We start from the raw sequence: 13218 nt of genomic DNA on the forward strand, positions 1-13218 counted from the left end.
CTCGTGCCACCACAGGTCGCGTCCCTCGGTCCACGGGACCTCGATCTCGGTGCGGCGCACCACAAGTACATGCTCGACGCTCGACGGCGTATTGCCGTGCGCGTACAGCGCCTCGTCCACGGCCTCCTTCAGCGGCGCCGCCTTGCCGCGTCGCCACTGCCCGTCGGTGGTGATCACCAGGCGGGCCTCGGCGTCGTCGACGCGCTGGCGCAGGGCGCTGGGGGAGAAGCCCGCGAACACCACCGAATGCGTCAGGCCCAGCCGCGCACAGGCCAGCATCGACACGATCGCCTCGGGCACCATCGGCATGTAGATGGCGACGCGGTCGCCGGTCTCGAGGCCCAGCTCGGTGAGATAGTTCGCGGCGCGCGACACCTCGGCCAGCAGGTCGGCGTAGGTGATGTCGCGCGAGTCGCCCGGTTCGCCTTCCCAGTGGATGGCGACCTGGTCGCCGTGGCCGTCGAGCACATGCCGGTCCACGCAGTTGTAGGCGACGTTCAGCTTCCCGTCGGCGAACCACTTCGCGAACGGTGCGTCGTCCCAGTCCAGGACGCGGGTGAAGGGCCGATGCCAATACAACCGGCGGGCCTGTTCGGCCCAGAACGCGTCCCGGTCGGCGGCGGCCCGGTCGTAGAGAGACGCATCGGCATTGGCAGCGGCCGCGAATTCCGCGCTCGGCGGATACACATCCCGGTGTTCAGCGGTGGTTTCGGTCATCTCGTCTCTTCTTTCGCATGCGCTTCGGCCGGGGGTGACCGCGGCCACGTTCCCGACCCTAGTGGACCGTGACCAGGGCGGCGTTCGGGTCCCGGTCGGTGGTTGGCCGAATGTTGCAACGCTGACACCTCGCTTCGGCCGATTGCTCAGTGTCCTTACGTGTCGGTGATCGAATCGTGAAGCCGGTGCCCGCGCGGTTGTGCAATATGTCACCCGGAGCCGTCGCTGTGAGTCGGCCATGTTGCCGGATTGCTAACAAGGCGAACAAACCCCGCGCGATCCGCTGACAACCATCCGCCGGGTGGCTACTGTCCGATTCACCCAGGGTGGAGCGTGGGATGCGTGCCGGAGGATCCCCGCGCCGTACTCGACGCTGTGCCCAGCCCTTCCTGGAATCGGGAGATTGCGTTGAGATTCAAGACGATCACCGCGCTGGCCGCGGCAGCATTGGTGGCCACGAGCCTCGCACTGACGGGCTGTTCCTCGGACGGCGGCGATACCGACACCGTCACCGTGAACGCCGGTGAACCCCAGAACCCGCTGGTACCGACGAATACCAACGAGAATATGGGCGGTCGCGTGGTCGACCGGCTGTTCGCCGGGCTCAAGTACTACGACGCGAACGGCAAGCCGCACAACGAGATGGCGCAGTCGATCGATACGCCGGACCGTCAGCATTACACGATCAAGATCAAGCCGGATTGGAAGTTCACCGACGGCACCACCGTGACGGCCAAGTCGTTCGTCGACGCCTGGAACTACGGTGCCCTGGGCACCAACGGCCAGGTGCAGAACTGGGTCTTCGCGCAGATCGCCGGGTACGACGACGTCTCGTCGAATCCGCCCAAGGCGCAGACGATGTCGGGCCTGAAGGTGATCGACGACCAGACCTTCACCGTGGACCTGAAGCATCCGTCGATCGACTTCGAACTGGAGATGGGCTTCGCGCCGTTCTATCCGCTGCCCGAGGTCGCGTTCAAGGATATGAAGGCGTTCGGGGAGAAGCCGATCGGCAACGGGCCCTACAGGTTCGACAGCTGGGACCACAACGTCAAGATCGAGATGACGCCCAATCCGGATTATCACGGCGGCCGCCCGGCCAAGAACAAGGGCCTGCGGTTCGTGATGTACCAGTCCTACGAAACCGCCTACGCCGACCTGCAATCCGGCAATCTCGACGCGCTCGACGTCATCCCCGACACCGCGCTGGGCACCTACAAGCAGGACCTCGGCGACCGCGCGATCAGCAAGCCGATCGCCTACAGCCAGCACATCGGCGTGCAGCAGAACGTTCCGCACTTCGCCGGTGAGGAGGGTCTGTTGCGTCGCAAGGCGATCTCGATGGCGATCAACCGGCAGCAGATCGCGGACAACATCTTCCACGGAACCCGCGTTCCCGCAAAAGATTTCACCGCCTTCACCCTCGACGGCTTCCGGGAGAACCTGCCCGGATCGGAGGTCCTGAAGTTCAACCCGGACGAGGCCAAGAAGCTGTGGGCGCAGGCCGACGCCATCTCGCCGTGGTCGGGCACCTACCAGATCGCCTACAACTCCGACGGCGGTCACCAGGCCTGGATCGAGGCGGTGGCCAACAGCGTGAAGAACACGCTGGGCATCGACGCGGTCGGCGTGCCGTATCCGACGTTCAAGAACATCCGCGACGAGATCAACGCCAAGACCGTCGGCAAGGCGTTCCGCTACGGCTGGCAGGGCGACTACCCGTCGATGTTCGAGTTCCTGACCGCGCTCTACCTCACCGGCTCGGGGACCAACAACACCGATTACCGCAGCCCGGAGTTCGACCGGCTGCTGTTCGCCGCGCAGGCCGCACCCACCCCGGAGCAGGCGTACGACATCGTCGCGCAGGCCCAGGCGGTGCTGTTCAAGGATATGGCCGACATCCCGGTCTTCGACTACAACGTCGCGGCCGGGCGCTCGGATCAGGTGAAGAAGGCCGAGGTCACCTGGAGTGGCCTGTTCGATTTCGAGAACATCGAAAAATAGCCGCTATGGAGTGAAACATGGCTTGGTACGTCGTGCGGCGGCTGCTCCAGATGATTCCGGTCTTCCTCGGAGCGACGCTGCTGATCTATGCAATGGTTTTCCTGATTCCCGGTGACCCGATCCGCGCGCTGGCGGGCGACCGGCCGATGACCCCGGCGGTCGAGGCCACGCTGCGGGCCCGGTATCACCTGGATCAGCCGTTCTTCGTGCAGTACCTGCAGTACCTGAAGGGGATTCTCACCTTCGATTTCGGCACCTCCTTCTCGGGCAGACCGGTGCGGGCCGAGCTGGCGCGCGCCTTTCCCGTCACGCTGAAGCTGGCGATCATGGCGGTGATCATCGAGGGCGTGTTCGGCGTGCTGTTCGGCCTGGTCGCCGGGCTGCGGAAGGGCAAGCTGTTCGATTCCACGATGCTGGTGCTCAGCCTGATCGTCATCGCCGTACCGATCTTCGTCATCGGCTTCCTCGCGCAGTTCCTGCTCGGCGTGAAGTGGGGGATCGTGCCGGTGACCGTCACGGGCAAGGCGAGCTTCACCGATCTGCTGGTCCCCGCGATCGTGCTCGGGTCGCTGTCGTTCGCGTATGTGCTGCGGCTGACCCGGAATTCGGTGGCGGAGAACATGACATCGGACTACGTGCGCACCGCCACCGCCAAGGGACTGAGCGAGCGGCGGGTGATCGGGGTGCACATCCTGCGGAACTCGATGATTCCGGTGATCACGTTCCTCGGAGCCGATCTCGGCGCGCTGATGGGCGGTGCGGTCGTGACCGAGGGCATCTTCAACATCCCCGGTGTGGGCGGGACGCTGTTCCAGGCGATCACGCGTGGCGAGCCGCCCACGGTGGTGGCATTCGTGACGGTGCTGATCGTGATCTTCCTGATCGCGAACCTGGTCGTCGACCTGCTGTACGCCGCACTCGACCCGAGGATCCGCTATGCCTGACCAGCCGACCGACACCCGGGAGATCCGGCCCGGGCAGGAGCATTTCGTGGCGCCGCCGGACGAGGTGGAGGTGCTGGCCACCGACCGGCTGGACGAGACCACCACCCCGACCAGCATCTGGCGCGACGCCGGTCGGCAGCTGCGGCGCAACCCGATCTTCGTCGTCGCCGCGCTGTTGATCGCGTTCGTCCTGCTGGTGGTGGTGTGGCCGAGCCTGTTCACCGATCAGGATCCGCGGTACTGCAGCGGTGATTTCAGCATGCAGCCACCCGGCGGCGGCCATCCATTCGGCTTCGATAAACAGGGGTGTGACATCTATGCGCGCACCATCTACGGCGCGCGCGCCTCGGTGGTCACGGGAATCGGCGCGACCGTGATGTTCGTGCTGATCGGTGGCGTATTGGGTTCGCTCGCAGGCTATTACGGCGGGCTGCTCGATTCGGTGGTGTCACGCATCGCGGAGATCTTCTACGCGCTGCCGCTGATGCTGGCCGCCATCGTGATCATGCAGCTGCTGGAATCGCGGACCGTGTTCACGGTGATGCTGATCCTGGCCTCGTTCACCTGGCCGCAGGCCGCCCGCATCGCCCGGGGCGCGGTGATCCAGGCCAAGAACAGCGAATATGTCACGGCGGCAAAGGCATTGGGGGTATCCCAATTCCGGATTCTGCTGCGGCACGTGCTGCCGAACGCGGCCGGGCCGCTGATCGTCATCACCACGATCTGGCTCGGGGTGTTCATCGTGACCGAGGCGACGCTGTCGTATCTCGGTGTCGGCCTGTCCCGCACGATCGTGTCCTGGGGTTCGGATATCGCCGCCGACCAGAAGGAGATCCGCACCTCGGCGATCCTGTTCTATCCCGCGACGGCGCTGGCGCTCACGGTCCTCAGCTTCATCATGCTGGGCGACGCGGTGCGCGACGCGCTGGATCCCAAGGCCCGTAAGAGGTGATGGCGATGGACCCACTGCTCGAAGTACGCGATCTCAATGTCTGTTTCACGGCCGAGGGCCGCAAGGTGCCCGCCGTGCGCGGGGTGAACCTGTCGGTGTACCCGGGACAGACCGTGGCGATCGTCGGGGAGTCCGGCTCGGGCAAGTCGACGACCGCGCACGCGATCATCGACCTGCTGCCGGGTACCGGCGAATGCACCTCCGGCTCCATCGTTTTCGACGGCAAGGATCTGACGAAGGCGTCGAAGCGGGACATCGTCGCGGTGCGTGGTCGCGGCATCGGTTTCGTTCCGCAGGACCCGATGTCGAACCTCAACCCGGTGTGGAAGGTCGGGTTCCAGATCCGGGAAACATTGGAGGCCAACGGTATTGCCAAGGGCAAGGCCGCCCGGGACCGCTCGATCGAGCTGCTGGACGAGGCCGGGATGTCGGATTCGGCACGCCGGGTGAACCAGTACCCGCACGAGTTCTCGGGCGGTATGCGGCAGCGTGCGCTGATCGCGATCGGCCTGTCGTGCCGGCCGAAGCTGCTGATAGCCGACGAGCCGACCTCCGCGCTGGACGTCACCGTGCAGCGGCAGATCCTCGACCACCTCGACGGCCTCACCAGCGAGCTGGGCACCGCGGTGCTGCTGATCACCCACGATCTCGGACTGGCGGCCGAGCGGGCCGAACATCTGGTGGTGATGTACCGCGGCCGGGTCGTGGAATCCGGTCCGGCACTGCAGATTCTGCGCGAGCCGCAGCACCTCTACACCAAGAAGCTGGTCAACTCGGCGCCGTCGCTGGCCTCGCAGCGGCTGTCGTCGGTGCGCAAGCGGGCCGAGGTGCGCGAGCAGGCCGTGCAGGTGGCCGGTCAGCTGGCCGAGGCCGACGACGAATTCTCCGGTGCCACGGGCGATGTCGTGATCGTCGACAATCTCACCAAGGTGTTCAAGATCCGCGGCAGCACACCCTGGAAGTCGACGAACCTGACAGCCGTCGACGAGGTGTCGTTCCGGCTGCGGCGCGGTACCACCCTCGCCATCGTGGGAGAATCCGGATCCGGTAAATCGACTGTGGCGCAGATGGTTCTGGGTCTGCTCGCACCGACCTCGGGGACGGTGACCTTCGACGGTCGCGAGGTGGCGAAGCTGAACACCAAGGCCGCGTTGGCCTTCCGGCGCAGGGTGCAACCGGTATTCCAGGACCCCTACGGCTCACTGGATCCCATGTACTCGATCTACCGCACCATCGAGGAGCCGCTGCGCACCCACGGCATCGGCACCCCGAAGGAGCGCGAGGCCACGGTGCGAGACCTGCTCGACAAGGTGTCGCTGCCCGCATCGGTGATGCGGCGCTACCCGAACGAGCTGTCCGGCGGTCAGCGCCAGCGCGTGGCGATCGCGCGCGCCTTGGCGCTGTCGCCCGAGGTGGTGGTCTGCGACGAGGCCGTGTCCGCGCTGGACGTGCTGGTGCAGGCCCAGATCCTGAGCCTGCTCAACGAGCTGCAGGCCGAGCTGGGGTTGTCCTACCTGTTCATCACCCACGACCTGGCCGTGGTCCGCCAGATCGCAGACGACGTGGTGGTGATGCAGGAGGGCAAGGTCGTGGAGGCCGCGCCGACCACGGACGTATTCGACAACCCGCAATCGGACTACACGCGCCGCCTGCTCGACGCCATCCCGGGGAGGGATCTGCTGCGCTCGGCATAACCTGCGCCGTCCCGTCGGCTCGGAAGCGCTCGGGGGAATGCGTACCGGGTTGCGTGGAGGGCACGGCGTGATGTGTGCGGCGCGAGCATCGTCGGGGGCGTGTGGTGCCGACGGGCGTCTCGAGTAGCGTGTTCCCTCGTGACCGATGTGCTCCAGCCCCTTGTCGACCTGCCCGGCGTGCGTGCGGCGGCCGACCGCGCGCGCGACGCGCTCGCCGAGGTGCACCGGCACAAGACGAACCGGCGGGGCTGGCCGACCACGGCGGCCGAGGCGGCGCTGCGGGCAGCGCGGTCGTCCTCGGCCATCGACGGCGGCGGCACCGAGCTGTCGGCGGTTTCCGCGTCCGGCGAGACCGTCGAGGGCCAGCCCGCCGATCCGATTCTGGCGGGAGCGCTGCGCGTCGGACAGGCTTTGGACGGCGACGCGCTGCAGAATCTGGTCGGGGTGTGGCAGCGGGCGCCGCTGCAGGCCCTGGCCCGGCTGCATCTGCTGGCCGCCGCCGACCTGGTCGACGACCAGGAGCAGCTCGGCCGTCCCCGCACGGACGCGGGCGTCGCCGAGCGCCTCGATCTGCTCGCGCAGACCGTCCTCACCTCGGACGCGTCCGCCCCGGTAAAGGCCGCCGTGGTGCACGGGGAGCTGCTGGCACTGCGGCCGTTCGGTAGTGCCGACGGGATCGTCGCGCGCGCCGCGTCAAGGCTGGTTGCCGTGTCGACCGGGCTCGACCCGCACAGCCTGGGCGTGCCGGAAGTGTTCTGGCTGCGCCGGCGGCAGGCCTATCTGGACGCGGCCGCCGGCTTCGGGAGTGGCACGCCGGAAGGCGTCGGCGGGTGGGTGATCCTTTGCTGCGGTGCGCTGGAAGACGGTGCGCGCGAAGCCCGTTCGATCGCGGACGCGGCTGCCGGGTAGTAACCGAGGAACCCCCTGCACATCAAAGCGGGCGGCGTTGTCGTTGACGACCTCACCGCCCGCTAGCACGGACCACCCGGTTACCAAGCGTGCTTCTCGGGGTTGTGTTCTGCGGCCTCGGCGATCGTCCGCACTCCGACGGTTCATCCCCACAACCTGTGCGAGGCCCTCGCCGCCGGAAGCCCGGATTTCGCAAGCCCACAACGCTGCTGCCCTGTCGCGGCGTGCTCCGCGTGGGTGCCTGGCGCCCGTGCTGGGAAGGGTGGGATGGGAGATCGAACCTTCTCTTCCGCTCCGACCTTGGCCTTCCGTCCTTCCGTGGCTCCATTGTTACTCTGTGCCCCCGGTCACAGCAAGAGCTGCGGAAACATTCGATTAATCGGTGTGTCGCCCGGCGTTTCGTGGTTCTATTGATAGTTGGTGTCAATTATCGCCAGGTTCTCGGGCGAGTCTCCCGATCAAACTCTCAGCGCCGCCGGCGCAGCAGGCGGTAGCTGATCGCGCCCGCCAGCACCGCGCTCACTCCGACGGCGGCGGTCGCGGCGACCGTGGTCGAGGACGGGGCGGGGAGTCGCGCCCACAGCGACACCGGATTCGAGAACGCGAGCACCGGCCAGCCGCGAGATGTCGCCTCCCGCCGCAGGTTTCGATCCGGGTTGACGGCGGTCGGATGTCCTACCGCGCTGAGCATCGGAAGATCGGTGATCGAATCGGAGTACGCGTAGCACCGGGACAGGTCGTAGCCCTCGGAGGCGGCCAGCCGCTGGATTGCCTCCACCTTGCCCTCGCCGTAGCAGTAGAAGTCGACCGCGCCGGTGTACCGGCCGTCCTCCACGACCATCCGGGTGGCGGCGGTGTGGGTGGCGCCCAGCGCGGCGGCGATCGGGCCGACGATCTCCTCGCCGGAGGCGGACACGATGACCACGTCGTGGCCCCGAATCTTGTGGTCGGCGATCAGGTCGGCCGCCTCGGCGTAGATGAGCGGGTCCACGAGCTCGTGCAGCGTCTCGGCGACGATGCCCTTGACCTGCCCGACGTCCCAGCCCGCGCACATCTTGGTGAGGTGCTCGCGCATGCGTTCCATCTGGTCGTGGTCGGCGCCGGAGAGCAGGAACAGGAAGTGCGCGTAGCTGCTCTCCAGTACGGTCCGGCGATTGAGCAGACCCTGATCGAAGAACGGCTTGCTGAACACGAATGCGCTGGACTTGGCGATCACCGTCTTGTCCAGGTCGAAGAACGCCGCCACCCGGCCCTGTCGTGCGCTCGATGCGGGGTGTCGCTGCGTGTCCCCGCCCGTCTCGCGTGCCCGATTCTCGGCAGCTGTCGGGTCGCCCTCGGCCGTCACGCTGTTCAGAATAGGGAGGATTTCGTCCGCCGTCGTGGTGGGGGCCGATGGCCGCCTGTCGGTGCTGCTCCCGTGCGGTTTGCTACCGCTACGCCGGGTGTCGGGGGTGAAAACTTCCTAGGCCGGTGGACTTGCGTTTCCGCCGGGGCCTGGGTGTAGTATTGCTGGCACCTGGACATGGTCCAGGCGCGTTCAGCCCGACCCCCCGGGGCTGAACCCCGACGGCCCCAGCCTCCTCCCCCCCCGGCTGGGGCCGTCCTCTATTTTCAGACCTTTGTGTATGTGGTACTCGGCGTGCACTTTTTGCTCACAGCCCCGTAGTTATCCACATTCGGCAGCAGGGTAGTGGTCTCACGGCGCTCGCCGAGCGAGGCTGGCCTGCATGAATTCCGTTGCGGCAAGCCCGGATTGCGCCATCCCCTCCCCGGGGCCGGTGCTCGTACTGGTCGACGATCGGCGATTGTGCGACGAGGTCGGGCGGGTGGCCGCCGCGGCGGACCGGCATATCGACGAGGGCAGAATGCCCGTCGGCAGGCATGCGTGGTCCGGTACGGCGCTGGTGATCGTCGACACCGCGGCCGCGCGGGCGTGCGCCGCGGCAGGCTACCCCCGTCGGGAGGGAATTCTGCTGGTCGTCGAGGGTGAGCCAGGCCTACCCGAGTGGCAGGCCGCGGCCGCGGTCGGTGCCGAGCGGGTGATCGCACTGCCCGCCGCCGCCGACGTGCTGATCGAATCCTTCGCCGACCACACCCAGCGCGGCCCGGGTAACGGCGTGGTGGTCGCGGTCGTCGGCGCGCACGGGGGAGCCGGGGCGTCCACCCTCGCGGCCGCCGTCGCGCACACCTCCGCCGCCGTCCGGTTCCGCCGCGACACGATCCTGGTCGACGGGGCACCGCTGGGCGGCGGTGCCGACCTGCTGCTCGGCATCGAATCGGTCCCCGGGTTGCGCTGGCCGGACCTGGTCGTCGAGGAGGGCCGGGTCGCGGCCGCGGCGCTGCACGACGCGCTCCCGGCCGCGGCGCCGGGACTGGTGGTACTCGCTTGCGGGCGGGTGATGGAGGACGCCGTCCCGGCCGAATTGGGGGCGGGTGCGGTACGTGCGGTGATAGAGGCGGGCCGATCCGCCGGTGATCTGGTGGTCTGCGATGTATCCGGTGAGCGCGGTCCGCACGCCGACCAGATGCTCGATGCCGCCGACCTGGTGGTGCTGGTCGTCCCCGCTCGGCTGCGTTCGGTGGCGGCTGCCCGTGCGGTGGCCGCCCACACTCGCCGCCGAAATCCCAACCAGGGTTTGATAATTCGCGGCCCGGCACCGGGAGGGCTGCGTGGCGGCGAGGTGGCCGCCGCCCTGGGTGTGCCGCTGCTGGCCGCCGTCCGCGCACAGCCCCGGCTCCCGACCCGGCTCGAGCGCGACGGCCTGGGTGTGCCGCGCGGCCCGCTGCGCACGGCGGCCGACGCCGTGCTCGGCGTGCTGGCGGGGAGTGCGCGATGACTCTTCCGGCCGTCGTTCATATTTCCCGGGGTCTGCGAAATAGCCTGTGGCACTGGAAGATCAGCAACGTAGCCGACCTCGGAACCGTTGTCGAGAAATCGGATTCCGCGCCACCGCGGGTCGCCGGGGTGCGGTTCGGTGAGGGGCGGGCATACCGAGCGGGCCGAGGTCCCGGCCGGGTCGAGGCGGCTGTCAATCTCGTGCGGTGCGACGTGGCGTGGCATTGTGCGCAGGCCGTCGTCGAGGTGCGGTCGGAGGCCCGCCGATGAGTGCGCGGGTAACGACGGATCTGCTGGATCGGGTACGGGAGCGGCTCGCCGCGCAGGCCGGAGATCCGGATCCGGCCCGGCTGGCCGCGGCGATTCGCGCCGAATCCGGTGGTGTCCTGGGGGATACCGATCTGCTGCGGGTGCTGCGGCTGCTGCAGACGGAGCTGACCGGGGCGGGCGTGCTGGAACCCCTGCTGCACGATCCGGAGGTCTCGGATGTGCTGGTCACGGCACCGGATGCGGTGTGGGTGGACCGTGGTCAGGGCCTGCGACGTGCCGCGGTGACATTTCCGGACGAGGCCGCGGTGCGGCGGTTGGCGCAACGACTGGCCCTGGCCGCCGACCGCCGCCTCGACGACGCGCAACCGTGGGTGGACGGCCGACTGCCAGGAGTCGAAGGGGCACTGGGGAATTCGTTCGGAGTACGGCTGCACGCCGTGCTGGCGCCGATCGCGCACGGCGGCACCTGCCTGTCGCTGCGGGTGCTGCGACCGGCCAGCCAGGGACTGGATGCGTTGAGCGCGTCGGGATCCGTCCCCGCCGAGGCGAAACTGTTGCTGGAGCGCATCATTCGTGCGCGACTGGCCTTCCTCGTGGTGGGCGGGACCGGGGCGGGCAAGACGACCCTGCTGTCCGCAATGCTCGCGAAAGTCGCAGCGGCGGAGCGCATCGTATGTGTCGAGGACGCGGCCGAACTCGCCCCGCCGCACCCGCACGTGGTGCGCCTGGTCGCCCGGACCGCGAATGTGGAGGGTGCGGGCGCGGTCACCGTGCGCGACCTGGTCCGGCAGGCCCTGCGCATGCGACCCGACCGCATCGTCATCGGCGAGGTGCGCGGCGCCGAGGTCGTCGACCTGCTCACGGCCCTCAACACCGGCCACGACGGCGGTGCCGGAACCGTCCACGCCAATTCGCCGCGGGAGGTGCCCGCTCGGCTGGAGGCGCTGGCCGCGCTGGGCGGAATGGGCCGAGCCGCCCTGCACAGCCAGCTCGGCGCCGCGGTCCAGACCATCCTGCACGTGCATCGCCGCGCCGACGGCACCCGCATCCTGCGCGAGGTCGGCCTGGTCGTCCGCGACCCCACCGGCCAGGTCCGCATAGAACCCGCCTGGTGCGCAGACGGATCCGGCGCCCCCGCGGCACCCGCGCTTGAACACCTGCTCGCCGACCGGCTCGCACCATGAACGCCGAGGGTTTCGAAGCTGACCGCGCTCGACCGCTCGACTTCGCCTGCGGGTGCGGATGCGACTGTGCCGCCTGCGGCATCACCGCGGTCCAAGTCCCACCGGAGGTCACCGATTTCCGCACTCGTATCTATACGGGCACAGCGAAGTCGGCCGGATGTTGTTCGGCGGCAAGGCGGCAGATCGTGGCCGATCACGAGGGGCCCGGTCGACACGACGGATCGGCCGATGAAGGTGCGGGCATACGGCTTGGAGCCCCGCGATTCGTGGACGACCATTGCGCCACTCGGCTGTGTGCCCGTCGGCTGTTTCCCGGCGGTTCGGTCGAGGTGCCGGTACATCCGGCCGGTAGGTGGCGCCTGTTGGCGGGAGTTCAGTTGTGAGCGCGGCCATTGCCTGCCTGGCATTGGCGTTGGCGCTGTTGCCTGCGCCTGCGGGGCGCCGCCGATTCGCTCGGCTGCTCGGCGGCGCCCGACGGACGCGAAAAGTTCCGCTGCGGATCGTGATTCGTGTAGGTGTGGGGCTGGCCGTGGCCGGTGCGGCGGTGCTGGGGATCGGTCCGCTGCTGGCGGTCGCCGCAGTGGTCGGCACGGCTGTCGTTCGCATGCGCTGCGTCCGCCGGGATCGAGGCAGAGCCGCTGAATGTGTGGCGCTGGAGGAGGGGCTCGATACGGTCGTCGGCGAACTGCGGGTCGGTGCGCATCCGAGCGCCGCCGCAGCGACGGCCGCGGGGGAGATCTCAGGCGCCGCTGCCCGTGCGTTCGCGGTGTGCTCGGCACGCAGCCGCCTCGGCGGCTCGGCCGCGGCCGGTCTGCGCGATCCGGATGCGGTGATCGCCACCGAACTGGCGCGCATCGCGGATGCCTGGGAGGTCGCGGAGCAGCACGGCCTGGCGCTGGCCGACCTGCTCGCCGCGGCGCGCGCAGATCTAGTGAGCCGCAGGCGGTTCCGTGATCGCACCGTGGCGGCACTGTCCGGCGCGCGGGCAACCGCCGCCGTCCTGGCGGGGCTCCCGCTACTCGGCATCGCACTGGGCCACCTGCTCGGCGCCGCCCCACTGCGAGTTCTGCTGGCCCCCGGCCTCGGCACCGTCCTGCTGCCGCTCGGCACCGCCCTGATCAGCGCCGGACTGCTCTGGACCGACACAATCACCCGAAGGGTCCTGACATGACCACCACACCGATCCCGTTGCCGCCCAGGACTATTGCGACGCCTGTATACGCACCACCGCCCCCGCTCACGCCGGGCAACTCTGACCCCCATGCGGCCATGTGGGGCCATCACAGAGACGCAGCCCGTTCCAACTCGGCCACCGTGCCGACCGAGCTGTGGAATCACGCTGCGCCCGAGCGCAGTGCTTCCGTACCCCACGTCTTCGGTTGTCCTGTCGGTCAGTTGCGGCCGCTGGATCGTTGTAGCAGTGGAGCGGGTTCCGGCCGCTGTCCGGATGGAGCGGGTTCCGGCCCTGCTTCGGCGATCGTGTCGCTGCTGTGCACCACTGGCGTTCGCGGGGGGCGTCTTGTGGGCGCTCCGGGTGGGGGTGATCGCCGCGATGGTGGTCGGTGGATTGCTGCGGGGGTGCGGTCGTGACCGGCCCGTCGATTCCCTTGCTGCTCTTGGCGGTTGCCGTGTTGTGCGTGCCGCGTGGTGTTACGCCCGCCGGTCGGCTGTCGGTGGTATCGGGTGGGCACCGCCGCCCGGCGCGGCG

10 protein-coding genes are annotated in these 13218 nt (G+C 68.6%); 8 read left to right on the top strand and 2 right to left on the bottom strand.

Annotated elements, in window-relative coordinates; genetic code table 11:
• On the bottom strand, positions 1-717 hold a 717-nt coding region (locus NM1_RS38750; RefSeq protein WP_157124097.1), incomplete at its 3' end, for an AMP-binding protein.
• A 408-nt stretch (positions 718-1125) separates the two neighbouring features.
• Here NM1_RS38750 and NM1_RS38755 point away from each other — a divergent pair.
• The 5 genes from NM1_RS38755 (at position 1126) to NM1_RS38775 (ending at position 7220) form a co-directional block, all read left to right on the top strand.
• A complete protein-coding gene (locus tag NM1_RS38755; protein ID WP_246011491.1) occupies positions 1126-2721 on the top strand; it encodes a peptide ABC transporter substrate-binding protein in 1596 nt (531 codons plus the stop codon).
• A gap of 17 nt (positions 2722-2738) precedes the next feature.
• Positions 2739-3665: an ABC transporter permease gene (locus tag NM1_RS38760; protein ID WP_068032491.1), complete on the top strand. Its 927-nt coding sequence runs from the start codon at positions 2739-2741 to the stop codon at positions 3663-3665.
• Positions 3658-4617: an ABC transporter permease gene (locus NM1_RS38765; protein WP_068032494.1), complete on the top strand. Its 960-nt coding sequence runs from the start codon at positions 3658-3660 to the stop codon at positions 4615-4617. Before NM1_RS38760 ends, NM1_RS38765 begins: the two co-directional genes overlap by 8 nt.
• Positions 4617-6311: an ABC transporter ATP-binding protein gene (locus tag NM1_RS38770; protein ID WP_068032496.1), complete on the top strand. Its 1695-nt coding sequence runs from the start codon at positions 4617-4619 to the stop codon at positions 6309-6311. Before NM1_RS38765 ends, NM1_RS38770 begins: the two co-directional genes overlap by 1 nt.
• A 138-nt stretch (positions 6312-6449) precedes the next feature.
• Positions 6450-7220 (top strand): Fic family protein, encoded by a 771-nt coding sequence (locus NM1_RS38775; RefSeq protein WP_068032501.1) that lies wholly within the window; start codon positions 6450-6452, stop codon positions 7218-7220.
• Positions 7221-7686: 466 nt separating this feature from the next.
• Here the strand turns inward: NM1_RS38775 and NM1_RS38780 are convergent, their stop codons facing one another.
• The gene (locus NM1_RS38780; protein ID WP_084520461.1) at positions 7687-8577 is read right to left on the bottom strand and encodes an HAD-IB family hydrolase; all 891 of its coding nucleotides are present in this window, start codon (positions 8575-8577) and stop codon (positions 7687-7689) included.
• Between the two features lie 370 nt (positions 8578-8947).
• On the opposite strand from NM1_RS38780, the gene ssd reads away from it, so the two are divergent.
• The 3 genes from ssd to NM1_RS38800 all read left to right on the top strand — a co-directional run bounded on the left by ssd (position 8948) and on the right by NM1_RS38800 (position 12681).
• Positions 8948-10057: a septum site-determining protein Ssd gene (gene ssd, locus NM1_RS38785; protein ID WP_068032505.1), complete on the top strand. Its 1110-nt coding sequence runs from the start codon at positions 8948-8950 to the stop codon at positions 10055-10057.
• Positions 10058-10322: 265 nt separating this feature from the next.
• Positions 10323-11510, top strand: coding sequence for a TadA family conjugal transfer-associated ATPase (locus NM1_RS38795; RefSeq protein ID WP_068032509.1), 1188 nt, complete (start codon positions 10323-10325; stop codon positions 11508-11510).
• A 379-nt stretch (positions 11511-11889) separates the two neighbouring features.
• Positions 11890-12681, top strand: a complete 792-nt coding sequence (locus NM1_RS38800; RefSeq protein ID WP_084520462.1) for a type II secretion system F family protein — start codon at positions 11890-11892, stop codon at positions 12679-12681.
• Positions 12682-13218: the final 537 nt, after the last annotated feature.

Origin of the sequence: Nocardia mexicana NBRC 108244 (genome assembly GCF_001613165.1) — a bacterium.
GTDB classification, from domain to species: domain Bacteria; phylum Actinomycetota; class Actinomycetes; order Mycobacteriales; family Mycobacteriaceae; genus Nocardia; species Nocardia mexicana.

What these genes read in the sequence shown, in the direction of transcription:
- NM1_RS38760 (WP_068032491.1), top strand. Translation starts at nt 2,739, where the DNA reads ATGGCTTGGTACGTCGTGCGGCGGCTGCTCCAGATGATTCCGGTCTTC.
- NM1_RS38765 (WP_068032494.1), top strand. Translation starts at nt 3,658, where the DNA reads ATGCCTGACCAGCCGACCGACACCCGGGAGATCCGGCCCGGGCAGGAG.
- NM1_RS38770 (WP_068032496.1), top strand. Translation starts at nt 4,617, where the DNA reads ATGGCGATGGACCCACTGCTCGAAGTACGCGATCTCAATGTCTGTTTC.
- ssd (WP_068032505.1), top strand. Translation starts at nt 8,948, where the DNA reads ATGAATTCCGTTGCGGCAAGCCCGGATTGCGCCATCCCCTCCCCGGGG.
- NM1_RS38795 (WP_068032509.1), top strand. Translation starts at nt 10,323, where the DNA reads ATGAGTGCGCGGGTAACGACGGATCTGCTGGATCGGGTACGGGAGCGG.